Here is a 26,850-nt window from a genome sequence, read left to right as displayed (position 1 = left end):
TAGGCTGAGGAGGAGCAGGGAGTTGGGAGCACCCATGCTTTATACGGCATCTGTACTACAGGTTTCGACGGAAACAGGTCCCTGTGCAGCTAATACGGCAACTGATTGTAAGTGCTTTATCACTCCGTCTATTGTCTTATCAATGCCTTTGGAGAAACTACCGTCAATCTGGGTTTGCTCGTAAAGATAGGTATGGAAACGCTGAAAATATGTAAAGTCTACTTTCTCGGGTGATGACCAGAAGCTGGCTAACTGACCTTGATGGGTTAATCCGGGGATATCGTAAAGTGCACGACCAAGCACCTTGGTAGGAACTTTATGCAGCAATGCTGAAATACCCACCGTACTATTGATTGTCACAACCCCCCTGGCATGATCGAGCAGAGTGGGTAGGTGTAAATCGTGGCAGTAGATAACCCTTCCGACAATACTGTACCGCTCGGCCAACACATCAATCAGCTTCTGGTAATGGCAAAAGCCTCTATCCATAGGGTGATGTTTGATAACAACCACTGTGCCCTCTGGAGCATTCTGGGCAAAGGACTTCAGCACTACATCGATGGCGTTTTCTATAGAAAGAAGGTCGGAATGCCTCCTAAGCTGAAAATCATCTCGGGTTTGCAGGGGAAACAGGAAAAACTGCTGACTCAGATTTGAAGTTAACCGATCAGTCAGCTTATGCTCCGTTATCTTGTAAAGTCCCTTGCGAACAAAGCTGCGAAGCCAGTTAGTACCCTCCTCCAGCCAATCACGACTACGGTGATGCCGGTAATAAGGAAATTCTGACTGTCCAAAACGCATTGCCAAGTAATATTCGATCGCAAAAAGTGCTCTATGCCAGAACGTTTGCCCTACGGGAAGCCCTTTTTGGCGTCCATTAGGTTCGTACTGGTTAATTGTCTCCTCAGACCAATCCCTCTGGGAGAAAGCATTTACTCCTCCCCACTCCAGAGTTACGAAATCTGGGCGCAAGTATCCCTCTTCGAATACACAAAAAGGGATTTGAAGTGATGAACAGATTTCTCTTGCCGTGGCGTGGTAGCGTCGGCAATCGCCATAGGCAAAGACCGCCTCAGCCCCCTTGTCTAACAGGTATTGGCGAAAAAAGAATGGCCAGTCATCCTCGCTACCAGCGAAATCTTCTTGGAAATCCGCCCACGCAAAAAAGCGATCACCGCCGTTAAAGTTGATTTTATGGGTGATCACACCATGTTGGGATAGCCTTTTCGCCACCCTGGCGAAAAATGGACCATGAGGCCCCTGTAGAAATACTGCAACAGACATAAATTGATCTACCCCTGAGTATCAATAAGCTGGCGCAATACAACTTGTCGGTAGGCAAGTGTAGGAGGAGAGAACAGAAACTTGCCTACGCATTTCGATACCACAAAACTTAAGTTAGTCAACAACCCACAGTGAGGTATTATCTCATCTAAAGTCAAGCTCCTAAAGCCTCCTCTAACTCCGCAATACCGCTCTCTACAGATCAGTGACAAGCCAAGGCCTATACATTGAACCTTTCTTAATAGCTATTTACAAAGACAGCGTCTGTATTAGTGGAAATTGAGAGTCGATTAATTTAGGCCTTTACATATTTTCAAAGACGCAAATAAATCTATCGCCCGCCAATTGCCAGTGCCCGGAGAAAAAGCATCTTATATCAAGAAAAAAAATATGCCATCACACACAAATACAGCGCATGTGCCCCTTCAAAGTAGACTAACAGTCCAGATATAACCGCACCCTGTTTTTTACCCAACAAATTTTTATCACTGCGCACAGCCGTACATCATCGGTGAGCAGTTTAGTGCAGCTCAAAGAATAGAAGCAGCGCAGCTGCAATCGTTTGCAGCTTGAATTGAATAAAACATCTTCCCCTTAAATAAAATCACTGCCAAAACTCAGAAAAGCGAAAAACCATTAAATACAAAACCACTGATCAACTCTTTTTGCAAAGCAAAACTCTATGACTCGCCTCAGGCTTTAAGACAGCATTGATAGCAACCATAAGCGAGACAGATAATCCCAGGAAAACTTAAGAATAAAGTTACATTCAACAACAAAACAGGACTCGCAACTAGAGAAAAGGGCATTAACTTAAAAAAGATGAAGCAATTCCTGAAAAGAACCCAAATACCCTAAATCCCACTCAAAATTAGACTGTAATTAGAAAATAATGCGATTATTTAAAGGTGCGAGATCAACATCAAGAAAACACAAAACCAAATAACCTAAATGAAAATATATTTCACAAAGACCTGTATTACATATCTTCTAAGGTAGAAGTCTACGCCTAGCCAACAACCGCTTAAACTAATAACGCAAAAATTTACTCCGATACCAACAGAAAAACTTAAAGAAAATATTATTTCGGACACTCAAATTTCGTTCAGACTCTAACAGCTCAACTGTTGTCTCTGCGTCTATATACTCCCCAGTATTTCTATCCACATATACCGGATAAAGCAATAAAGTAGCCGCAATTAGTTGATCCAGACTTAAGTGGCGCTGCCTACGAGACTTCAGTTCAAATAAGTCTTTTTTACTCATCTCCCTGTTTTCTATAAGTTTATCATTTGTGAGACCCCAGCCTGCATAAAAAGGCAGGCCATAGGTTACCACCCTTACCCCGCGCATCAGAGCCTCAAAGCCGCTCAGTGAACTGAGTGTATGTACTTCATCTACATTTTCTAATAAAAAAGAAAAATCACCCTGCTCTACTATTAAATCAAACAAAGACTCAGCACCTGCCGGCAGCGCTCCCAGTCGAGCTCCGGCTACCACATCCGGGTGGGGTTTATACACAATATATGCCCCTGGATTATCGCGCCTTACTCTTTCAAGCAATGAAAAATTACTTTTTAATTTTGGTGAGCCATAGGCAATGGATGCATCACTTTCGACTTGACCAGGAATCAGGATCACTTTCTTATCTGAGGAAATGCCTAAACTGGATATTGGCTTACAAACACTTAAATTGTATTTAGTTAAGCGTTTTCTGATCAGCGATTTTTGTAGCTTTCTGGCCCTATTTAATAATGACTCTGGAAAAACCCCAAAATTTAACAGCGCTTCAAGATCACTTGGTTGCTCCGCATCAAAATAGATACCACGAGAGTCAAAAACCAGCGACTTTGGCGAAATTAAATCTGCCCCCAAACCAACAGAGCGTAAGAAACCATCCTCTACCCGCCATAAATTTAAGTTTGAGCGCTTACATTCCTCCTTTAATTCACTCGACGCTCGACTTGCCCAAACCAGGATATTGGTACCGATATCCAGATTTCTTGCTTCGCTATATCTTTTAGAGAATTTCACCCTATCCTTATTTCCAAGGAAATCAGGAATAAATCGACGCTTCCAAGCTGAAAACCCAATGCCCTGCCACTGTCCCCGAAACCGGTTCCACTGTCTTTTTTGTTCCGCAATGAGTCCAACAGTATCCTCAAATTCACACTTCTGTCTTGTGTAGGGATTTATATATCGACAATAGCGCAGGTAAGCAGCGTCGAAAATCTCCGCCAAAGTGCGCTTGATTCCACGGCGTTCCGAGCTTTGGCGATCCTTGGTCAACCCCCAACCAGCATAAAAAGGCATACCAAAACAATGCACTTCTTTACCAGCAATTAGTGCATCAAAGCCCAGCTGGCTACTTACCACATAGACCTTTTCAACTCGATCAAATATTGCCCAAGGAGAAATATCCTGGGTAAGTATCTTACAGCCTTTTTCCTCCGCCAGCTCTTCCAGATATCCGCGTTTCTTTCCCGCAATAACATCTGGGTGAATTTTTACTAATATTTCAGCCCTAGGATTTTCACGGATGGCGCTTTCCAACATTTGCTGGAAATGTTTCGTTGAAGCTAATCCTCCACTAACAGATTTGTCGCCATAGGTTTGGTCAACTACCAACACATAAGCGCGACTGTCCGGTAATTCCAGGGGAGTATCATCAGCAGAGTTGTATTTACAAAGTCTATAGCTTCGTAAAAGCCGGAGCCCTGCTTCTGCTCGCTCTATCTCTTCTGCCGAACAAGCAGATTCTCCGATCAAGGACTCAAGATCACTTGGGCGGGAGGCATCGTAATAAATACCTGTCTGATCAACAATTAAGCTGTGGGGTTCAGCGCCCTCAACCCCCAGACCCAGTGATCGCAAAAATCCATCTTCAATACAGGAATAAGGTAAATTTGAGCGAACGGCTATACGTTGCGCCTTATCCGCAGTTGCCTTGAGACCCCAACCAACCATATGGGTAACAGACTTACCTGGTTTTGACAGCACATACTGACAGGGAGCCCCTAGAAAATGTTCCAGGTTGCGCAATCGGCTAAGGCCCAGCGAACAATATCCGATTACAGACATTGTCGAGCCCCACTTAATAACTTCTCACGTAATTGTTTATCATCCGCTAAATGTAAAATGCCATCTACCCAGGCCGAAGTCTCCATAGGCACCAACAAACCATTTTCCTGATGACGAATCACCCTGCCATAAATATCCCCATTCGCATATATTCCTACAGCACCAGCCCGTGTAATATCAAAAAACTTAGTGTAAGACCGGGCTTTATTAAATGGAGTGTCTAGCAACGGTGCCAAACCAATAGTTCGCCCTGGCTTTTGCAACATGGATAGATAGGTTGACCATTTCATAGGATGTATTACTTTTACTCTTGACATCCCTCGAAACAGGTTATTTACACGCCCATCACCGATAACTTCGAAATTCAAACTTGAATTTCTTTGCAATACTTTCTGAATTATTGGTACCAACCAGCGAATTTCTTCAATATGCGATGCAGAACCATGATAGAAAACTGTTAGAGGTTGACCTCCACTACAATCTATCTGCTGCGCCTGTAATAACTGTGGAGACCATTCCTGATACTTGCTCTGTAAATATGGCGTTGAGACCAACAGACCTGCCCCTATGGACTTCAGCCAACCTTGTCGTGACCAACTATAACGAAAAATCTTTAGTTGGTAGCGGAGGGGCAAGCCAACAAAGGCGGACCAATCAAATAAATCGTCATCAATAAATAAATAAATTTCTGACAATTTACTAAGATTTTTATGGATAAGAGACTGCCATGATCTGGGGATATAACGTACAAATATCAGTCCCAGGCCCTCAAGCTCATCACCACTAAGAACTTCCGAAAAAGACAACCGCTGTACTTGCGCTTTTTTCTTCCGCAAATAAGGAATAACAAAATAATCCGTTGAGGGATTTGGGCCCTCTTCAACGATCAACCAGCGGTTCGCATTATCCAATTCAGTTCTCAAAAGCTTCAACTCTCAAAGGGAAATACGATTGGCAATAATGTTAGGACAGTTAAAGAGTATGCAATGGTGAGAGGTAAACCCGCACGCAGGAAGTCCCTTAAGTGATACCCACCCAAGTTTTGCACTATCAGATTGGTCTGGTAGCCAAATGGAGTCAAAAAACTTGCGCTGGCCCCATAGGCCACGGCCATTACAAAAGGCACCCAACTCACCCCAAAACTCTCTGCCAAACTCCAGGCAAGGGGGAAAGTAAGCGCGGCGGCTGCATTATTCGTCATCAGTTCAGTTAGGACTAAGGTCAGCAAAAATATACCCACCAGACCAGCCAACGGTCCCCAGCCAGCAAGCATACTCCTCAAACCACCAGCCAGCGTGTCCGCCAAGCCACTAACAGCAAAGGCCTCTGCAAGTACCAAGGCACAGGCAATAATTAACCATATCTGGAAAGGGAAGCGTCGCTGCATCTCAGTAGTCGATACGATACCCAGCCCTATCATGCCACCCAGCAATACCACCAGTCCTTTCAGCAACGAAAAATAGCCGAGCGCCGCACCGGAAACTACGGCAGCAAAACCAAGGCCCAGCAGCCAGTTATCCCGCCGTGAAAGTTCACGCCGTACTTCAGTACCGCTTATCACATAAAAGTTCTTATCGATATTTAAGTGATGCTTGAAATCCGCTCCCACTGCCAGCAGCAGCGCATCTCCCGCGCGCAGCTCTATCTCCCCCAGCTTCCCTGACAACCGTTCACCGCCACGGCGCATAGCAACTACAGCAGCGTCGAAACGAGTACGAAAGTTGCACCCCTTTAGGGTTTGGCCAAGGATACTGGAACTGGGCGTTACCACCACCTCGGTGAGATTCAGGTCCAACTTCTCATCTTCCAGAGCGAAAAGGCGTAACCCCTCAATATCCTGTAAACGTCCCAGATCTCGGACATCACCACTAAAAATCAGCTTATCCCCACAACGGAGCACCTCTGAAGGTGCCACTGGACTTATGATTTGATTTCCACGAACAATTTCGATCAAGTAGAGGGTCTCCAGCTGGCGCAAGCGGTTCTGTTCAACGCTCTTGCCATCCAGGGGTGAATCTGCCACTACCTCTGCTTCCAGCAGATATTCAGTCACCGGCTCCTCAGTTACCGCCCCTTCAGGTAAAAGGCGATTACACAACAACAACACTGCCAGTCCCACTAAGGTTGCGGCCAATCCTACTGGCAAAAAAGTGAAGAACTCCAGGCCTTGCAGGCCACGGTCCAGCACGAAACTATTAACAATCAGGTTGGTGGAAGTGCCTATCAAGGTCAGGGTTCCACCGAGAATAGCGGCATAGGAAAGTGGTAATAGCAGCTTTGCTGCCGGTAAACGGCGTTGTCCTTTGACGCTGGACGCCAAAGCTGCCACCACAGCAGTATTGTTGAGAAAAGCTGAACTTAGCGCTGTTGCAGTAGTTAAGCGTAGAAGGCTGATCCTCAGGGAGCCATTGATCAACCCTTCTGAAAGAGCCCGCAACCAACGGGCCTTCTCCAACCCCACCGATACCAGTAACAAAATTATCAATGTCACCAAACCCGGGTTAGCCCCCTTCTGTAACACCGACTCCGCAGGTACCAATCCGGTCAAAAAACAGGCTCCAGCAGCTGAAGCAAAGACCAGAGAAGGGCGGAAACGTGTGAAAATCAGGGAACCGATCACCAGGGCAAAGATACCCGCAACAAAAAATTGGGAAAGTGTCATAAGATCAGGGCACCGCTCTGGTTACCGATACGAGAATTTGTTTTATTGCAGGCCTGGAGCAACAACAGATTATGCCAAAACTGATCCGGTTATGCTGCCCGCCCAAAGCTTCCTATAGTTATGCCCGTAAGCCCCCAGCCTAGCCGCCAAGCGCAACAGAAGAACATCCATACGCGCCACTCTCTTAATATGGCAAGTTGGCAAATGCAAAGAAGTCTCCATTAGAATAAATCAGTGAATACAGCTAAGGTGCCTTACTACTTCAGATTTATGCCAATGAGAAGTCCTCATGCACAAGCGTCAGATTAGGATTATAAGCTGGATCAGTATCTAACAACTCTCCCCAACGATTGCGCATATACTGCGCCTCACGCTGCGCACGGCGGCGTTTAGCCAAGGTATTGTCGGCGCCTCGGGAAACTGATTCATGATGGTAGAGTTCCGCATAAGGTGTCCACAGATTACGATAACCCGCTTCGCGCACCTTGAGACATAAATCCACATCATTAAAAGCCACCGCCAAATTAGCACTGTCCAACCCCCCCACTTCCACGAATACCGCTTTACGTATCAGAAGACACGCGGCTGTCACTGCTGAAAGGTTTTGCACTAAGTGCAGGCGCGAAAAATAACCGTATTCATTACGGTTGAAATACTTGTGGGAATGGCCTGCGACACCTCCAATCCCGAGAATCACTCCACCGTGCTGGATAGTATCATTGGAGTAGTAAAGTTTTGCGCCCACACAGCCGATTTCAGGCCGCTGCGCCTGGCTTACCATCTCTGTCAGCCAGCCCCTGTTGATAGGCTCGATGTCGTTATTCACCAACCCTATAATCTCACCCCTGGCCAGCTCAGCGCCAAAATTATTAATCGCAGAGTAATTGAATGGGTGGTCCCAACGATGCACTGAAACCCTTGTATTAGAAGTACTAATCTCCTTCAGAAAGCGCAATGTTGCCTCGCAACGGCTCTGATTATCCAAAATCAGCACCTCATAATTCGGATAATCTGTTCTGGACAGAATCGCCTCTACACAGGGCTTAAGAATCTCCAGGCCATCCCGAGTTGGAATCAGTAAACTCACCAAAGGAGCAGGCTGAGGAATAGTCCAGTGCACCCGATAGCTGTTTGGTGCTGTACCCGGCTCTCCCATAGCTTGCAACCCTTCACTTTCAAAATAATCAGTCACCGCTTTTAAGCCCGCCTTGGCTGCATAACTTTTGGCGTCGCCCTCCTGGGCGGTGGAACCATTGATCGCTCGCCAGTGGTATAGTATTTCCGGAATATGTACGACATTATCAACATTCAGATAGGGCGAACAACGCAGGAGCAAATCGTGATCCTGACTGCCCTCAACCCCCAAGCGGAAGCCTCCTACCCCTGCCACTAGAGATGCCCTTAACACCGTCAAATGGCAAATATAATTTTGTGACAATAGAAGATCAGGATTCCAATCCGGCTTGAAGTGCGGATCAAAACGCTCACCCAACTGATCAATTTTGTCTTCATCACTATAAAGCAATTGAGCTTGCGGTTTCTTCCGAATCTCCTCTGCCACTCTTTGTAGGGCGTGCGGCGCCAGAGTATCATCATGGTCCAGTAAAGCGATATATTCGCCCTTTACCAAATTTAAAGCGCTATTACTAGCCGCTGAAATATGTCCATTACTTTTCCGGAATTCCACTTGGATGCGTGCATCTTTGGCTTGGTATTCCTTCAAGCAAGCCTTAACCTGTGGTTTCGAAGACGCATCGTCGGCAATACAAAGCTGCCAATTGCCGTAACTTTGTGCTAGTACCGAGTCAACGCAAGCGCACAATAGCTTTAAATCAGTATTGTAAGTAGGGACAACAATTGAAATCAGGGGGTCTGTATTTGTATTTAGGGAAAGCCCCTTATCCGCAGATTCGAGGCGTTTGAGCTCAACGGTTCTGATCCACTCATTATAATCACGAGACTGACGTCTCTTAATAAAAGTTCTCCCGTAGTGTTCTAACGCCAAATCACGCCAACAACAATTCCTTTCTAAGGCTTCCTCGCGAATACTCCGCAACACATTCGCTTTTCCCAAGTTACGAAACTTAAAGTGCATATTGTTGAGACGCTGAGCCAAGCGATCATAAGCAAACTGGGGCAAAAGTCTGACTAAGTTAAAACGCTTTACTGAAAATAGCCCCACAGATTCCATGGGGTCAAAACGTACTGCCTGTGGTCGAGCAGAAAGGTATACCAGGCGCTTGGTGACTTTACCGGATTTAATAGGAATAAAAATGCTGTCAGATTCACTTAAACCAGCCCCATAATCAAAGTAGATCTTTGAATCTATAGAAGACTGATTATACTTCAAAGCAATTTCCACCATATACCATCCGGCACTGGGCATCCGTCCCTTTACCAGAAATTGCGGATCTTTTCCCTCAGAATACCAGTCAAAATTTATCGAAGCATCACTGGCCCGACTAATAGCAAGTGCAGGCTTAAGCCTGGAGATCAAATCAATACGAAACAGGGACTTCAAAAATTTAAACACCAGTATTAAATCCCGCTATTTAATTGTGCACTTTACCGTGCTTGTTATGCGTACCGGAATAACCTTACTTTCAAGTTTAGCTACTTGTTCCAATGCCATATCCGGCCATATATAAGGTTTCTTCCTAAACGCTAATATCCAACTTAAAGTTAACCTTCGCTTCAACAGTCGTACCGTATATATACGCCTCAATTTTATCTTCTCTGGTGATAACCTTCTTGGGTTTAAAACTGAAGCCACATTGTAGCCTTTTGGAAAGCCCCTTACGTACAACATCTGGGCGCGCCCGACTCAAATCGACAAGGTGTTCTACGCCATTGACCAACAAGCGAATCTTTACTGGACAATCAGACTCTGTAACAGCCCAACCGGTAATCAGCTCAGGCTTAACATCAACAAACGCTTTCCCGTAACAGAGGAATGGGGTTTCTGCACCAATACGATCCCTCAGGGCTGCAACGCCTGCCTTGACGTCATCAACATAGCAGAGCAGTGCCTTATCTCTCTCATCATTTAAATCGTGCGCCTTAAAGTAAGCCTCACCCTTTTTTCTCTCTGCACTGCCAGCTCCAGAGCCTTTATGCTCCTTTTTCATAACGTGCTCATGACGGGACTTAACCACATAATGATTAACTCTTATCCCATCATAGAGAACCTTGCTCGTCTTGGGCTCACACGGACTACCATTCTCAAAGACCGTTGGTTGAAGATTCCCTGAATAATAACGTCCAGATTTAAGGATACATTCATGAACATGCATCCTCTCTACCATAGAGGGCTTTAAGATCGTCTTGATATGTCGATTGAAATCATGATCTTGTTTTGAAGCATATGTAAAACGCTCAATTACCAAGCCCTCATCCTTGAATTTATGACCGGACGACCCAAAGTTTCGCCAATTGAGTGCCAGAGCACCAGCATCCTCTAGTGCATAAAAACCAGATAAAACATCCTTTAAATTACTGCCATTTGTGCTAACAAGAAATTCATCAGCATCAATAAAACACAAAAGGTCAACTTCGTTACCGAACCGATGCAACATATTATTATAAGCAGGCATCTGTGGACCACCGGTACCAACTCTGGGGAAATAAACCCTTTTTATCACACCGAGGCTGTCCAGTGCTTCCAATAACTGTGAGGATCCATCATCACTGACATTATCAGCAATATAAAAGGCATCAACACCTATCAACTGGTGATAGACAATCCATTCCAGAATATACTCATATTCATTTTTAAAAATCGCAGCGATTCCAAACTTCATTCGCGCTCCAAAAGACCATCTTTAGTCAACTATTCTAAAAAAGTTTCGAAAGTGGTCACTATTAAAATAACGTATAATCTAACAGGAGTGACAATCAGAAAAGTGCAGGCACACATTATCTCAGTCGTAGCACCAATCACACTAACAGCTGGTCCGGTGATCATGTCTGTAAAAAGAAGCCTGCATTTTTGAACAGCCAGTAAATTTTTTTATCTTGCTTCCATCATCGTTTTCAATATCAAATAGAAGGAAGTTCTCACGCCCATAAAAATACTGAAGCACATTTGAATGATGCTTGTACCACTCGTACTTCCAACGATCTATAACGCCTTCACGGTTACACGAGTAGATTTGTTCAAAACGCCGCAAGTAACTTCCATCACCGTGATTAAGGCGACTCTTTATCCATTTATCCACAGGGCGTGTATTTAATATAAAAAGAGAACCTGGGTACTGTCGGTCCAGTTCCTGATAGTATTTTTCGAAGGCATATAGGCACCGACTTGAAACCAGCTCCATATCGCTAAAGAAATCGAAATCTTCATATCCACTCAGCAATGGCCGTCTATGTAGATAGTTATCTTCAATCTGTAAAGCCAAGTTCCCATGATCCCAGTGAATAGCTTTATAGCCATTGCGCAAGAAAAAGTGGTTCAGGCTTGTCGTACCACACTTATTAAAGCCAATCTGAAATACTTTCATGCTAAAAATCTAAAAAACTTGTTTATTCAGTGCCGAGCTAACTTAACGCCGTCAACACAGTACATAGTGAGACGTTCGCGATATTCTCTATTTTCTTCTGCTATTTTCAAGAAAATATCGCTAGCGCCATTTTCATCTACTTATTGGTAGCAACAACGCTGTAGCCATGGGGGTTATTACTCTGCCACCGCCAAGTATCGGCCATCATCTGCTCCAACCCCAGATTTGCAACCCACCCCAATTCACATTTTGCCTTGGAAGCATCAGCCCAAAAAGCTGGCAGGTCGCCTGCACGACGTGGTGACAGCCGATAGGGAACTGTTACACCTGAAGCCCGTTCAAAAGCTCGAACTATTTCCAGTACAGAAGTGCCCCGACCAGTCCCAAGGTTAAATGCTTCTGCGCCTGACTTATCTGCCAGCCACTCCAAGGCTCGAACGTGTCCTATCGCCAAATCCACTACATGAAGGTAATCCCGCAGACAGGTGCCATCCGGTGTGGGGTAGTCATCGCCAAATATCGATAACTCGTTGCGCTTACCTACTGCAACCTGGGCGATATAAGGTAGCAGATTGTTAGGTATTCCCTGAGGATCTTCTCCAATCAATCCAGAAGGATGCGCACCAACAGGATTAAAATATCGAAGGAGTGCCACAGAAAGCTCTGGGTTCGCAGCGGCCGCATCCCGTAAAACCTGCTCTACCATCCATTTACTGGTGCCATATGGGTTACTGGTGCGACCAGTTTGTAGAGTTTCCACATAAGGCACAGGGGCCTCACTACCATAAACAGTGGCGGAAGAGCTGAACACCAGCTGCTTAACTCCAAACGCCTGCATAGCCTCCAGTAATACCAGACTGCCACTAACATTACTCTGGTAGTAGTCGATCGGCTTCTGTGAAGATTCACCTACTGCCTTCAGTCCGGCAAAATGAATTACGGCATGAATCGCATTCTCAGTAAAAATTTGGTCTAGCAGTTTGCGGTTTCTAATATCACCACGATAGAAGCGAACCGGTTTGCCGCTAATCGCCTGTACTCTTTGTAAAGCTACTTCGGAGCTATTGCACAAGCTATCGATAACTACAGCCTCAAATCCAGCCTCTTGTAATGCCACCAGGGTGTGAGAGCCAATGTAACCAGCGCCACCGGTAACCAATACTCGTCTACCCATCGTTTCGCTATTCTCAATCATGCAACAGCATCCTCTGGAAGCTGGATCTGACTATCGGAAGCCATATCCCCAGATAGTATCAACGTATTCAAATAAGCCCGGTAATCTTCTGCTAAATCTGGATGGCGCAATCCGTATTCAACATTTGCCTTTAGATAGCCCAACTTAGAGCCACAATCATGACTCTTGCCGACCATACGATAAGCCTCAACTGTTTCCTGTGTCATCAACTCTGCAATAGCATCAGTAAGCTGAATTTCGTTACTGGCACCTGGTAATGTCTGCTCAAGTAAGGGCCATAGCTTGCGTGACAATACATAGCGTCCAACCACTGCTAAATTCGATGGCGCTTCAGCTGCAGGAGGCTTTTCCACAATGGCTGTCATTGGCTGCGAGGCATTTGGAGACAACGCCGCTCCCTGACAATCCGCCACGCCATATTTATGCACTTCTTCTATCGGAACCGGCTCAACCATCACCTGACTAACACCAATCCGATTGAATCGCGACAACATTTGCGCCAAATTATCCCGGCAGAGATTTGAAGCTGCATCATCGACAATGACGTCCGGAAGTAACACCGCAAAATCCTCATCACCCACCAATGGTCGGGCGCATAAGATGGCATGCCCCAATCCCTTCGCCTCACCCTGGCGTACATGCATGATAGTAACGTCTTTCGGGCAGATGGACCTAACCTCATCCAATAGCTGTCGTTTGACCCTGGCCTCTAGGGTAGCCTCCAACTCAAAACTGGTATCGAAATGGTTTTCGATAGAGTTCTTACTGGAATGGGTAACCAGCACAATATGTTTTATCCCAGCGGCAACCGCCTCATTGACCACATACTGAATAAGCGGTTTATCGACGATAGGCAGCATTTCTTTGGGAATAGCTTTTGTTGCTGGCAGCATACGGGTTCCCAAACCAGCAACGGGTAGAATTGCTTTCATTTAAGCTCTCAATAGAGTCATAGCTTTAAGGTACAAAAATCAACAGCCTGTAAACAGCAGACAAAAAGTCGAATCATAAATTTATAATGATTACCATAAAATTAAAATAAAACCTTTAAAAGAAGGCTTCTTAACTTATAAAGCATTTAAAGTTTTTTGAAACTTTAACATCAAGGCTTTTAAAAACATCCCAATAAATATTAGCGAGCCTTAATCTATTATCATCAAACTCTTTACCTGAAAAATTTGACTCAGAAAAAATACTCAACATCTTCTCCTTAGTATTATACCTATCAGAAAAAGTTAGACTATCAACGGATGGAACTTTCAATACATTACAAAGCTCACGAGTCCTCGTATCAGTTGTTATACATACAGCTGGAGTTTCAGCCTGTAGGGCAAGAATGTTTCCATGTATCCGAGTACCAACTGAGTGGCTGTGCAAAGTAAGATTTGTAAGCCACGAGTCTATATCACCATGAAATACTGAAAATTTCCGAAGGAAAGTAACAAGTGCAGCCCCATCCTTTACACCAAGAAATCTTTGTGCCAGATTTTCAGTCAGTGTTGCTTCACTAGCATCTAAATTTTCATTCATAAGTGCTTTAAAGAGAATTGGTGGGTGCTGTATCGTATAGCTACCACAATTGACGCTTTCCAAGAGATTCAGCAGATCTCTTTCAACCTGTTGCACTGCAGGATTTACTTGCCCGGAAGCAATATTCAATCTACTTATGGGCCTATTAAATTTATCCTCAAGCCTCACACCTAAGTTTTTATTCCCATTTATAAAAACCGTTGAACAACCACCAACAACAACATTGAAAATTCCAAGGTTGTTTAGTAAGCGCTTAGTATATTCACCTCTGCATAATATTGCAGGAGAACGTTTTGCCACAGATTGCAAAAATCTTAATGTACCATTTTTTAATTCTGGGAATATCGCTTCATCTTCTGACTGTGCACCCAAGCCAATTACTAAACATGGTACATCTAGCTCTTCCACGATATCAGCAATCGCCCCCATATCCGAATTTGGATTCAGCTGATTGGAAGCCGGAAAAACAAAAAGATCAACCTTACCTTTCAATGCTATTGCATGTGCCATTCCCTGAATAATATGAAATTTAGCATCAAACATTCTAGGCACAGAGTACCAATATGCTAAATTGCCTGTATTATTTCCAGTCTTTTTCATTATCTCTTGGGCAGATAATATCCAGGGCTCTGATATACTTCCAAAATTAGGAGAAAATATTGCTACATTCATAAAACTATTAATTCTCTAAAAGAGAAACCACTTCAGATTTTTTTTCTAAAATTGCATTTTCAAGCATGGTTCTATCAACATCTTCATAAGATTGATAAAAACCTCTAATCACTTCATCAAGTCCCAGAATTTTCCCTTGAGCAAAATATACTTCATCATCTTCAAAGTCAAAGCTCAAACTATTACGCATGCAAGAAAGCGATGGACACCTAATTCCGTCCAGATATCCTGGCCCACCCCAATCTAAATCTGAAGAATAAGATCGCACACCAACTCTATCCAGAATATTATTCTTCAAAAACTCAAAGACTGGTTTTCTCGGGTGGTTGAATTGATTAAACAGTTTATAGGTTCGCGAATTAGCTCTTATGAAGTTAGACACCGGAAGATCTATATTGTTAATCTTTTCTCTATTATACAGTCGCTCTATAGATCTTTCGTAATAGTTAACAGCTTTCTTTTCTTCGATTAAACTTTCACTCAACAGCCTCTCTTTACATACGGCCTCTGAATAACCATCAAGATAGAATTTCAAAACGAAAAAATCATGAACTAGATTTAGTGGGGACTGAATTCCCGGCAACATCTCCAGCTGGGGAAAGTATCCATCAAAGTAAAGAGGCGGAAAAGATAGAGAGATACAATTTTCTGGTAGTTTCGATACAACCGATTCAGATGAAAGCTCCTCTACCCCCCTACCTCCAAAAGGCTGATAAATGAACAGATCTAGATCACGTACTTTATTCAGGATATCATTTATATCCGTACTTTCTAAAGTATGAACAGGCTTTATCTCCACCAACTTATATACGCTGCTAAAGCCCTGATCACTAAGCAAAGTTTTGGCTAGTGCCACGCTCTGACAGTTTGCATAAACGCTAAACTTTTTCATTTCTTATTTCTAAACTTAAACTTCATATCCCAATAAATTAAGCTCTTCACCTAGATACTCATTAAAAATCTCACAAAGTGATGAATCCATCTCACTTTTCCATCTAATAACTGATTCAGGTGCAGTAATGTGCTGATCCACAGAACTTCTATTAGCAAGAACCTGATTATAATCAAGAGTCAAACCAAGCCATTCACCGATATCATTTGTCTTATCAAATGGAGACAACATAAAATCTTCGTATTTTATAAAGTAACGCCTATCGTCACACTCCATATTCGCTACATGTCTCATAAAACTCTTTCTCATTTTACAGAGTCTTATCGCATAACTTTCATCCGTATCGCTTTCTTCCCATCCAAACCCATTAAAGCCACGCTTTTTATTAAAGCTTTTTATGGAAAGAAATTCATCTCTAGGATCTCTCAGCAAGAATAAGTTTTTAGCGGCAATAACATTGTTTACATCACTGCAAATATCATGAACGACTTTCTCCGCATAATACACGGGATTATCACTATCAATTATACCTAAATTAGTTTTCTTTACTTGGGTAGAAAATCCATTCCAAAGCCTTTTCAAAAAATCTTTAGAAAGCTCATCCCTATCGAAGATACTTACTTCAGAATATGGTATGGGGCCAACTTTATTCAACTCTCTATTAAAAATAGAATCCGGGTTCCAATCCGAATCATTAGCAGTATCTTTACCAACCAATCCCGACAATCTGCATAAATAAGTTAAATGACGTTTTTCAAATGGGTAATGCCTATCAAAAACTACATTATTTGAAGAACCTAGGACCTGCATTAACAATGTGGATCCTGATCTTCCAAAACTGCGCAACATAATTGGTGTAATCATAATTATGCCTATTACTAAATCTAAATATTAATAAATTGATAGATGAATATTTGAGCATTCACTAATGCTCAAAGGTTTAGGGATATCGCTTGCAACCAAGTCCCAGCTATTCGTCTCTCCATAAGCTTTCAAAATAGCCTGCTTAAGGGAGTTACTACTTCCACTGCGGAAATTGTAGCCACTAACACCATCGGTAATTTTTTCAACCATACCGCCGATATCACTACCGATCAAAGGACGGCCATGGTTAAAGGCCTCCTGAATAACCATCGGTGAGTTTTCCCACCATACCGAAGGAATAATTACCCAGTCGGCTTGCTCCATTAAGCGACCTATTTCATGGGACTCATAGGAGCCATGCAAGGTAACCAAATCGTCCAGATCCTCTAACAACCCAAGAATTTTCTCCTGAAACTCTTCCGTCTGGCCTTGTAAATTAGCTCCGTGAATATCCAAGTGAACCTTCTCTTGGATATCTTCGGGCAACAGTTTAAAGGCCTCCAGTAATACATCTACACCTTTAAAAGGATTGATCTGACCAAAGAAAGCGAAACGGCCGCGCCCTTCCCCTTCTGCTAAGGGGCGAGGTGCAGGCGTTTCGATCTCCGGCTGGCCATTTTCGATCATTACCATTTTCTCTTCGGGGATCCCCCAGGCTTTATAGCGCTCAATCAGAAAATGACTGGGTGAGACGAACATATCCACCAAGTTAAAAATGGATTTAATATACTTCTCCCGCAGGAAGAAGTCCGCTGCAGAGCGCTCGGGGAAACAACGTGCACAGTCAGTGGGAGATGACTTATAACAAAGCTTCATCTGTTTGCCTGGCTTAACCATTTGGCCATTATTAGCACAGATAGCTAAATATTCGTGCAGTGTTACAACAAGACGTGCATCCGGTAAGGTATTTCTTACCTCACGGATCAATTCCAACCCCATATGAATGTAATGATGAAAATGTACTACAGTCGGTTTGTAGCGCTTTAATAATGCACGAAATTCCTGCCAAACATGCTTTTTACAACCCGATTGGAACAGGAAAAAATCGGACATATGGGTATGGAATAGAATCTCTTTGTCCGAATTAATAGTGGAGAAAGCAGATCCTCCATGGGAAGGCTGGTCGGTACGTGCCAAAAAAACAGTGTCCAAGCCCAGTCGTTCGTATTCCTTAAACAGGTTATAGGCGGCCACTTCTGCACCACCCTTGCTGTGATCCGGGTGACCGTGGGAAACAATCAGTATTCTGTGTTCAGTCATTGATAATTCCTTAACGAACCAGCTGTTCAATCAGGCTTCCCCAGCGCTCGGTATGTTGCCAGGCGTTATAAAGGGTGATTTTAAATTTCCAGTCTCTATTTTCGAACAAATTTTGTGACATCCGTTCCAGGTGGTAGAGCTTTTCATCGGCAAGAACATAGTGACGGTAGCCTGCTTCGCGTAATTTCAAGCAGAGATCAGAATCTTCAAAATCCCCAAGTACATAAGTCTCATCCAGACCATCCGCAGAGTCATATAACGCTTTGCTAATAAACATACATGCACCGGTAACTGCCGGTGATTCCATCACAGAATCAATGTCCACCAACCATTCCGGATTACCCTTACCTGGGTGTTCGTTCAACCATAAGTTGCCAAACTGGACGCTATTGGAAAAAGTCATTCCCACATGTTGGATTGTGCCATCATCAAAAACCAACTTTGGTGCAACCACACCGACATCCTTCAGCGAAGATACTTTTTGTTCGATTCTGGATATCCAACCACTGCAGCTAGGGATAATATCTGAATTAAGCAATACTAAGTTATCTGCGCTGGCATAGCGTACTCCGAGATTATTAGCACCGGCATAACCCAAATTACGACCGCCGTAAATCACCTTGAAGCTTACAGGGAACAACATACTGGTGTCATAACAGAAAGGTATAAACGCATCATAGAGCCTGGGGTCATCCAGAACATAAATCAGTTCCGTCTCGGCAAAATCGGCATCCTCAGTAAATTGGGCTATCTGGTGCAGTAAGAAGTCATAGCGACCATATAGCGGCACTATCACACTGCGCTTGGGTTCTTTCACCTCTTGCCCGAACTGCAATATTTCCACTTGGGGATCTTCCAGGAGATAGCGCCGATTGGACCAAAGCGCAGACAGTGCCGGGCCAATATATTTACGCATATTGCTCTGGTATTCTCGGCCATCTACATTGAAATTCACCAGCACCTGCTGGCTGGCCTGGGTGATATCTTCACGAACGTTAGACTGCCGAACTGGCACTACGCCCAAGCCGCCCTCTTTTGTAAAAAACAGCATCTCTAGACTGGCTCGCTCTATCAGGTGTGGCATGGGCACCCAAGTGAAGAAGCCTGCCTTATAGTTTGGCTCAGCTCTACCGGGAAAGGCCTCTAAGACATCAATACGATCAAAACGTGCAGATTCCTCGAGCAAATTGAGACTGTAGCTGCCATCAGTAGTACGTAGCACTAAACTTGCCAGATCCCGCTGACCATCAAGTAGCCAGCCAGAAAGGAATAGTCCGTGGCCGGGCACTGCCAGAATACTATCCCAGTGCCAGTCAACCAGAGATTTGAGTTGGTTTTCTTCTAGTTTTTTTAATCCCGGAATTTCAAAGACCCCATTACCCATGCTCTCAAACATCAAGTTGAGCAATTCAGCCTTTTCTCCCGTACGCCAAGTCATACAGTGACCAAATAAGGTTTCACCGGTTAACTCTACAAATGGCTTAAGCTCTACCTCTTTAGACTGGCTGTCAGCACTTACAGTCATACGCAGGAAAGTGTTTTCCACAGCGACATCATAGGGCCATTCCACTAGGAGGCTATAACCCCAGCAGCTATCACCTTCGAATTTGAAATGTCTGTTTACATCTAATCGAGTAGTTCTCAGGGTATAATAATTAAGCTCACCTACATCCTGAGAGCTGCTGTCCTCTTCACTGCCGATATATTCAAGCCGGAAATCCAGAGATTTATATTCGGGGTGGAACGCCCAACCTTGTATCAACAGATGTCGTCTACCGATAACTCCACATACGTCTACCCATACCTGCACCTGCTCTGAGAACATTTTTTCCTGCACGGATCCAGCAGCCTTGAAACGTTTTCGTATCTTAATACCCATTGATTTATCCATCCTTACTCAGCGGTGCTGTATTGCTGTTCTATCCACTGTCGATAACTGCCATCCATCACTGAAGACCACCAATCCTCATTTTCTAAATACCAAAGGAGCGTTTTTCGGATGCCAGTTTCAAAGCTCTCCTGTGGTTGATAGCCCAGCTGGCTATTGGATTTCCGTGGGTCTATAGCGTAGCGCCGATCATGAGCAGCCCTGTCGTCCACAAAAATAATAAGATCTTGGGCTTTGCCAGCTATTACAGAAGTTGCCTGCGGATACCTGTTGGCAAGTATTGGTTGATTTTCAAACTCCCTATTCATCAACTCACAAATCATTTTTACGATATTGATGTTGGTCCATTCGTTAATTCCCCCGATGTTGTAACACTCGCCCAGCTCTCCTTTGCGGATTACCAAATCGATACCTCGAGCATGGTCCTCAACATAGAGCCAATCACGAATTTGCTGGCCATCACCATAAATTGGCAATGGCTTGTCTTGTAAGATATTGGTGATCAGCAGCGGGATCAGCTTTTCCGGAAAATGGTAGGGACCATAATTGTTTGAGCAATTACTGGTGGTTACCTTTAGTCCGTAAGTGTGGTGGTAGGCGCGTACCAGATGATCTGATGCGGCTTTACTCGCTGAATAAGGACTATTAGGTGCGTAAGGCGTAGCCTCACTAAATGCAGGATCTTCAGCTTCGAGAGTTCCGTATACTTCATCAGTTGAAACATGATGGAAACGGTGTATCTCGCGATTGACCCCCTCTTCCAGCCAAACTTTTTTTGCCGCTTTAAGTAGGCTATGAGTACCTATGACATTGGTCTGAATAAATACATCGGGACCACTGATAGAGCGATCTACATGGCTTTCCGCCGCAAAGTGTACCAATGTATCTATACGATGCTCTCTGAGAAGCGTTTCTACTAGATCAGTGTCACAGATGTCACCCTGGTAAAACTGGAAATTTGGACAATCCTTTACCGAATTCAAACTTTTGAGATTACCTGCATAAGTTAATGCATCTAACACGATAACTGTATCTTGCGGATAATTTTCTATCCAGTAGTGCACAAAGTTGGCACCTATAAAACCAGCGCCGCCAGTTACCAGTAAGTTTTTCATCTTAAGATCACTATTAATTTTAGTTCTTAAATATTAAAAGGGGGTTATTGCTCAACATTTCGCTGAAGTGCTTTATGAGATAAGGCTAATCTCAACGAATCACGCCAGTTCCTCAACTCCATACCTAGCTCATCAACTAAACGGCTCTTATCCAACACGCTGTAAGCGGGTCTTCTTGCAAGGGTCGGGTAATCCTTCGTTGCAATAGCTTTAATGATCAATTCCTTATCAAGGGGAATCCGGCCACTTGCCTTTCCCTCTTCAAAGATAGCTACTGCAAAGTCATACCAGCTGGCCACACCGAGATCTGTACAATGATAAATACCATACGCCTCTTTACTTTCGGCCAAGCAAAATAGAGCTTGTGCAATGGATCCGGTCCACGTCGGTGTTCCCACCTGATCAGCCACTACTCCTAGCTCATCGCGCTCACTCATCAGGCGCAACATCGTATTAACAAAATTATTACCATGGGCAGCATAGACCCAGGCTGTTCTTAAAATTATTGCTTCAGGAGCTATATTCTGAACAGCGGACTCGCCTTCAGCTTTACTGGCTCCATAGACGCCAAGTGGATTTACGGTATCAGATACTAAATAGGGGGAAGATTTTTTACCATCGAAAACAAAATCCGTTGATACATGTAGAAAACGTAAATTAAACTCTTTACAGGCGTGAGCCAGATTTTCTGCACCAAGCGTATTTATAGAGAAAGCTTTTTCTTTCTCTTGCTCAGCCTTATCTACTGCAGTGTAGGCTGCTGCATTAATAATCACGTCAGGGCAAAAATGCTCGACTGCCGAAAATACAGCCGCTCTATCAGAAATATCCAGTTCTTCTTTTGCCAGAGACACCAGTTCAAACTCATTGGGGCACTGCTGCTGAAGCTCAGTGGCCAGCTGCCCATTCTTCCCAGTTACTAGAATTTTCATAAGTGTCTCTTATGCCTGCTTACCAATGCACTAAAAGCAGCTCAGTTTGCCGCTCAAAAAAAGAAGTTTCCGATTCAACGAGACTGAATTACAACCAGAAGGGTAATTACACTCTTTTAAGGAAATAAGTCCTAAATTTCAGGCGAAATAGGTAGCATCCTTAAAGTATTTCCCATCCCGATCTTTCGGCGATAGCTGTGGCTGCTCATCACCGACGAGCGGCCATTCTATGTTCAAATCCGGGTCATTCCAAACAATCGACTGCTCATACTTTGGTGCATAATAATCCGTACATTTATAGACAAATTCGGCAGATTTGCTAGTAACATAAAACCCGTGCGCAAAACCTTCGGGCACCCAGAGCTGTCTTCTATTCTCTGCAGAAAGATAAACACCAACCCACAGACCAAAAGTGGTTGAACCTTTGCGTAGATCCACGGCAACATCAAAAACCTCGCCTTGAGTCACCCTAACTAATTTACCCTGCGTCTGCTCAGTCTGATAATGTAAGCCACGTAGTATCCCCAGAGAAGATTTACTATGATTGTCCTGCACAAAGACTCTCTCAGCGCACTCTCTATTAAAAACATCATCTCGAAAAGACTCAAAAAAGAAGCCACGCTCGTCCCCAAATACTTTGGGTTCGATAATTTTTACATCAGGGATTTTTGTTTCAATGATTTTCATACAACATTAGTAATCACAAAATAAGAGGGGAAGGCGCCGGCTGACGGCCCATCATGAACAACCGGCAATATTGCAATAGCCTACTGACTAAAATTTCTGGCTCGAATTATCCCGAAGCAATTCTTTTTATGTCCCTAGTGCGTATCGTCGTGCATTCAGAGTTGAACTCTCTCCACTCTCAATCAGTATTTGCATCAGGTATTTGCCGTAACCACTCTTCATTAGCGGATGGGCTTGCTTTTCCAAGTCTTCAGCGCTTATAAACCCTTTACGATAGGCAACTTCTTCCGGGCAAGCTATTTTTTGACCCTGACGCCGCTCAATAGTCTGAACAAAATGTGCAGCTTCCAACAGATTGTCATGGGTGCCAGTATCCAGCCAGGCGCTTCCTCGTCCAAGTCGCTCTACGTCAAGTTGCCCTTCATTCAGATAGACCTTATTAATATCGGTAATTTCCAGTTCACCACGAGCACTAGGTTTAATTTCCCGGGCAATATCACAAACCTGGTTGTCATAAAAATACAAACCCGTAACAGCATGGTTGGACCTTGGATGTTCGGGCTTTTCCTCCAGGCTTATGGCACAGCCTTCGCTATCAAACTCAACTACCCCATAGGCACGAGGGTCCGCAACACGGTACCCAAATACTGTGGCTCCAGCCTCTTTAGCATTGGCATGTTGAAGTATCTGGCTGAAATTCTGTGCGTAGAAAATATTATCACCCAAAACAAGTGCACTTTTATGATTACCCACATACTCTCTCCCAATCAAGAAGGCCTGGGCGAGACCATCCGGTGAGGGCTGCACTGCATAAGAAATACTGATACCCCATTGAGCACCATCTTCAAGCAAGCGCTGGTATAGGCACTGTTCCTCTGGTGTAGTGATAATTAAGATGTCTCTGATACCTGCCAACATCAGGGTTGTCAGTGGATAGTAAATCATCGGTTTATCATAGACAGCCATCAACTGCTTACTTACACCTTTGGTCAGGGGATACAGGCGAGTACCTGAACCTCCAGCTAAGATTATCCCCTTTCTATCAGAAGATCCTTTCACAACCATTTCGCCCACCCTTGAATTTACATCCTTTAATGATCCGAGAACGCCCCTCAGAGATAAATTCAGGGGTTTTTGCCCGGTTTGTTTAATTGGACAGAATGCGATTATCAGTCAAAATTTATTTAAATAATTTTGACGTGCATAGTTACATACAATTAATGAAAACGGTATTACACGTGCCTACACTCGCCAAAAGCTATATTCATAACCGTAAAAGACAGGAGCCAAACTCCGCGGCTCCTGACAATTAATCAGCAATAATGAGGCCAATATGAATAAAAATAACGGGCACCGCGTACCAATTTAGAAGGAGAGAACTGCGGCTGTGCCAACTGCGATACGATAAAGTATCTCGGTGACATCTTTGGTTACTTGTAATTCACTAGACTGTATTTTTGGCATCACCATGATTTCATCTCCGGGGCGCAAACGATCTCCCAGGCGATTATCAAAGTCCCTATCATCAATACGACTGATAGTGCCATCGAGGTGCAAAATAACGAGTTCATCGCGATTAGCATTATTAGCGAATCCACCGGCCAGCTCGATATAGTCCTCTAAAGTACGCTTTTTGCTATACACAAGAGAAGTTGGAAATATAACCTCTCCCACTATTGAAACCGTTGAAGATTTTAGAGGCACTACCAGTTCATCACCATCCTCAAGAAGCATTTCCGCCGCGTTTGGGTTGTTTGCAATCACGACCTGCCCTCTGGGTTCAGCCTTGCGTGCCTGCTCAATGAAATTTTGAATCATCATGGCATTGTCTTTTTGCGCTGACTTCTCCAGATCAGTATTGGGCTGACGCGTTAATACTTCCATTTGCAGGGCATCCAACGAACGATCTAAAGCTGCTCTCTGCCTCTCGGCAACACTTTTACGGTAAAGCTGAATAGAATCTACATCAGCGTTGCCTCGGAAACTCAACTGATCTAACAATTCATTGAGTGTTGCTCCATAGGGAAGAACATAGGTAGCTGGACCATCCAGCTCACCCGATACACGTATCGAAATAGACTCAATATCGTTATCTCGTACTAACTCTACTTGTGCTCCAGGGTACAATCGCGTTGTCATAGCATCCGCTAACGGCATGTAATTAGCCTGCTGAACTCCACCAATGACCTGAGTAATTCGGGCAAAATTGGCTTGTGGGTCGGGCTTGGTCACAAGTAGCATTTCCCCAAGCTGGGTATAAGGCCCTACGAATTCCATTTGAGCGGGTTGCTGTACCGCACCTTCCACGGTTACCGATCCATGCCGCCCGCCCACTACAACAACATCACCATTACGAAGCTGGAGAGCTGGCATAATGCCGTCCACCAGGAAGTTGTACAGATTTACTCCTTGTATCTCCTCTCCCTGGCGCATGACTTTAATGTCAACAAAACTACCACTTTCTGCATCAATACCGCTGGCACTATCCAGATAGTACAAAATAGAATCAGAACTAAAGCCGTTGTATAGGCCGGGACTGTTAACATACCCGGTAACAAACACTTTTACCGGCTGACTAGCCTCTAAATTCGCGTACGCTTGTACATTATTTTTAAAGACGCGCTTTACATGCCGCAGGACAAAATCATTCAGCACGCCATTTTTAACGCCTGCAACATGAACAGGCCCAACTTCAGGCACAAAAATATTGCCCTGGGGATCAACTGGCAAGGTGGCACTAAAACTATAAGCACCCCAGAGCTGCAGATTGATTTGATCACCTATAGTGATCCGGTAGTCAGGATTAAAACCGCTAAATGGCTGGTCCTTGAAGGCTCCTTTAAAGAGGGATTCACCAAAAACTGGCACACCTGATCGCGGTATTTCTGTAGGTGCCACTTCATCTATTAGCTGAGTCTCTAGAGCTACAGACTGTATACTGACAAATGAAACTAGTAGCCCTACTCCTAAACCAAAGCTTCTTATTTTCCCTTTAATCATTTTCGTCATTCTTTGTAAATGAAAATTAACTTAGTTAATAAGAGGGCGATATTCGCCGGTTCTATCTATGAGCCAGGTCCTTCCCTGCCCAGGTTACACTCTGTGATCGCGAATGCTGGCGACTAACATTTTTACTATCCCATATAGCATCAATAGTATTATGGCGAGAGTTGTCAGGTTATATAGTTTGTGTGGGTATTCGGCTTCCTCGGCAAGAGAAGGCTGAGTCACTACCATTAAATGTTTTAGCTTACCTGAAGCCTCCATTCGGGCAGTTTCCAGTGCTTTCAAAGAAGCCGCGTAGGCATCAGTAGCAAATTGAAGGTCTAACTCCAGATTTTGAAAATGCGCTCCCAAGCTATTAAGCCTCTGGTCGCCCTCTTCCTCACCTATACCGACCAAGCGAACCTTCTCCATTTCAATTTGCTTTTCCAGTGCTCCAATTTCGGCCATCATGGAAACAATTTGCGAGGAGTCAGTATTCAGGTAGGTTTTAGCTGCAGTGAGATTCGCCCGCTGCTCTGCCAAGCGAGCTTCCAGGCCTTGAATAATGCTGCTTATCCCCTTGGTTAACTCCTCCGGGCTAACCACATTATTGTTGTTCTGGAAATCAAGAATCTCCTGTTTAGTACTTCGTAACTTGCTTTGCGCCAGTTCGACTTCGGTTTTCACAAAGGCAACTTGCTTGTCTGCCAGCTGATTGCTCACCGCATTGACAAAGTCTTCAGATTTTTGAGTAACTGTCTCCACCAAGAGCTGCGCAAAAGTAGGGTCATAGGCCTGCATATCTATTGTGATGATACCTGTAGCCTCATCATGGCCTACGTTGATATGGCTCCGGTAATACTCCAGGTAGTCTTCTTGCGTAGCATCTAGAGCCAGCCTGGAGAAAATGTCATGGCGATCGCTCTGGTAATACTCAGCCAACTTCAGTTTTTCATCGAGATACAGAGCCATATCCAGAGACTGGATATAGTTGACCACCAGGAAGGCATCCTGATTATCTGTGCCGACTCCTGGCATAAGGAAACCCAGAGCTGGTGAGGCCACTTGACTGGAACCGCTATCTTTTACAATTAGCTGGGTGCTACTTAAATAGCGCTCAGAAACCCAGAAAAGATAGTAAGCACTGACCATGATAAGTGGTAAGACAACAAACAGGGTGATACCACGCCACCGATAGAGATGATCTTTAATTGTTTTATCTTTCACTGATGCATTTTCCCCCACCCATTGCTTTAAGCTCTTAAAAGCGTTCCGTAGAGTGCTTTTCGCTTTATACTTGG

The 26,850-nt window shown here is 44.1% G+C and carries 20 protein-coding genes; all 20 read right to left on the bottom strand.

The genetic code is table 11. From position 1 onward, the window contains the following. Positions 1–39 precede the first annotated feature (39 nt). Positions 40–1,284 carry a capsule polysaccharide biogenesis protein gene (locus ACJJJB_RS01970; protein ID WP_445365625.1) on the bottom strand — a complete coding sequence of 415 codons (1,245 nt, stop codon included), beginning with the start codon at positions 1,282–1,284 and terminating at the stop codon, positions 40–42. 1,029 nt (positions 1,285–2,313) lie between these two features. Beyond that, positions 2,314–4,326, bottom strand: a complete 2,013-nt coding sequence (locus ACJJJB_RS01965) for a capsule polysaccharide biogenesis protein (protein ID WP_445365624.1) — start codon at positions 4,324–4,326, stop codon at positions 2,314–2,316. Between the two features lie 29 nt (positions 4,327–4,355). Further along, on the bottom strand, positions 4,356–5,288 hold the full coding sequence (locus ACJJJB_RS01960; protein ID WP_444945579.1) for a glycosyltransferase family protein: 933 nt from the start codon (positions 5,286–5,288) through the stop codon (positions 4,356–4,358). Positions 5,289–5,293: 5 nt separating this feature from the next. Continuing rightward, complete coding sequence (locus tag ACJJJB_RS01955) at positions 5,294–7,027, bottom strand: SLC13 family permease (RefSeq protein ID WP_445365623.1); 1,734 nt, start codon at positions 7,025–7,027, stop codon at positions 5,294–5,296. 268 nt (positions 7,028–7,295) lie between these two features. Beyond that, positions 7,296–9,560, bottom strand: a complete 2,265-nt coding sequence (locus ACJJJB_RS01950) for a glycosyltransferase family 2 protein (RefSeq protein WP_445365622.1) — start codon at positions 9,558–9,560, stop codon at positions 7,296–7,298. 124 nt (positions 9,561–9,684) lie between these two features. Further along, a complete protein-coding gene (locus tag ACJJJB_RS01945) occupies positions 9,685–10,827 on the bottom strand; it encodes a glycosyltransferase family 92 protein (RefSeq protein ID WP_444945582.1) in 1,143 nt (380 codons plus the stop codon). 141 nt (positions 10,828–10,968) lie between these two features. Then, positions 10,969–11,529, bottom strand: coding sequence for a sulfotransferase (locus tag ACJJJB_RS01940; RefSeq protein ID WP_445365621.1), 561 nt, complete (start codon positions 11,527–11,529; stop codon positions 10,969–10,971). A gap of 136 nt (positions 11,530–11,665) precedes the next feature. Continuing rightward, a complete protein-coding gene (galE, locus tag ACJJJB_RS01935) occupies positions 11,666–12,724 on the bottom strand; it encodes a UDP-glucose 4-epimerase GalE (RefSeq protein WP_445365620.1) in 1,059 nt (352 codons plus the stop codon). Then, complete coding sequence (gene galU, locus ACJJJB_RS01930) at positions 12,721–13,656, bottom strand: UTP--glucose-1-phosphate uridylyltransferase GalU (protein WP_445365619.1); 936 nt, start codon at positions 13,654–13,656, stop codon at positions 12,721–12,723. The genes galE and galU overlap by 4 nt, the downstream gene beginning before the upstream one ends. Before the next feature lie 130 nt (positions 13,657–13,786). Next, positions 13,787–14,926 carry a polysaccharide pyruvyl transferase family protein gene (locus ACJJJB_RS01925; RefSeq protein WP_282951502.1) on the bottom strand — a complete coding sequence of 380 codons (1,140 nt, stop codon included), beginning with the start codon at positions 14,924–14,926 and terminating at the stop codon, positions 13,787–13,789. A 7-nt stretch (positions 14,927–14,933) separates the two neighbouring features. Continuing rightward, positions 14,934–15,818 (bottom strand): WcbI family polysaccharide biosynthesis putative acetyltransferase, encoded by an 885-nt coding sequence (locus tag ACJJJB_RS01920; protein WP_444902117.1) that lies wholly within the window; start codon positions 15,816–15,818, stop codon positions 14,934–14,936. Between the two features lie 15 nt (positions 15,819–15,833). Continuing rightward, a complete protein-coding gene (locus ACJJJB_RS01915) occupies positions 15,834–16,682 on the bottom strand; it encodes a sulfotransferase family protein (RefSeq protein ID WP_445365618.1) in 849 nt (282 codons plus the stop codon). 27 nt (positions 16,683–16,709) lie between these two features. Continuing rightward, complete coding sequence (locus tag ACJJJB_RS01910) at positions 16,710–17,942, bottom strand: glycosyltransferase family 4 protein (protein ID WP_445365617.1); 1,233 nt, start codon at positions 17,940–17,942, stop codon at positions 16,710–16,712. A 10-nt stretch (positions 17,943–17,952) separates the two neighbouring features. After that, positions 17,953–19,821: a glycosyltransferase family 2 protein gene (locus ACJJJB_RS01905; RefSeq protein ID WP_445365616.1), complete on the bottom strand. Its 1,869-nt coding sequence runs from the start codon at positions 19,819–19,821 to the stop codon at positions 17,953–17,955. Between the two features lie 14 nt (positions 19,822–19,835). Further along, positions 19,836–20,945 carry a dTDP-glucose 4,6-dehydratase gene (rfbB, locus tag ACJJJB_RS01900; RefSeq protein ID WP_444945590.1) on the bottom strand — a complete coding sequence of 370 codons (1,110 nt, stop codon included), beginning with the start codon at positions 20,943–20,945 and terminating at the stop codon, positions 19,836–19,838. 44 nt (positions 20,946–20,989) lie between these two features. Continuing rightward, positions 20,990–21,877 carry a dTDP-4-dehydrorhamnose reductase gene (gene rfbD, locus ACJJJB_RS01895; protein ID WP_444945591.1) on the bottom strand — a complete coding sequence of 296 codons (888 nt, stop codon included), beginning with the start codon at positions 21,875–21,877 and terminating at the stop codon, positions 20,990–20,992. 138 nt (positions 21,878–22,015) lie between these two features. Next, positions 22,016–22,564, bottom strand: coding sequence for a dTDP-4-dehydrorhamnose 3,5-epimerase (rfbC, locus tag ACJJJB_RS01890; RefSeq protein WP_020412103.1), 549 nt, complete (start codon positions 22,562–22,564; stop codon positions 22,016–22,018). A 126-nt stretch (positions 22,565–22,690) separates the two neighbouring features. Next, complete coding sequence (rfbA, locus tag ACJJJB_RS01885) at positions 22,691–23,629, bottom strand: glucose-1-phosphate thymidylyltransferase RfbA (RefSeq protein WP_444945592.1); 939 nt, start codon at positions 23,627–23,629, stop codon at positions 22,691–22,693. 300 nt (positions 23,630–23,929) lie between these two features. Next, positions 23,930–25,564 carry a polysaccharide biosynthesis/export family protein gene (locus ACJJJB_RS01880; protein WP_020412101.1) on the bottom strand — a complete coding sequence of 545 codons (1,635 nt, stop codon included), beginning with the start codon at positions 25,562–25,564 and terminating at the stop codon, positions 23,930–23,932. Positions 25,565–25,657: 93 nt separating this feature from the next. Continuing rightward, entirely contained in the window at positions 25,658–26,776 is a 1,119-nt protein-coding gene (locus ACJJJB_RS01875) for a KpsE/RkpR family capsule polysaccharide export protein (RefSeq protein ID WP_444945593.1), read from the bottom strand. Positions 26,777–26,850: the final 74 nt, after the last annotated feature.

This window comes from Microbulbifer variabilis (assembly GCF_052468405.1).
This window is presented reverse-complemented; position numbering and strand designations above follow the sequence as displayed.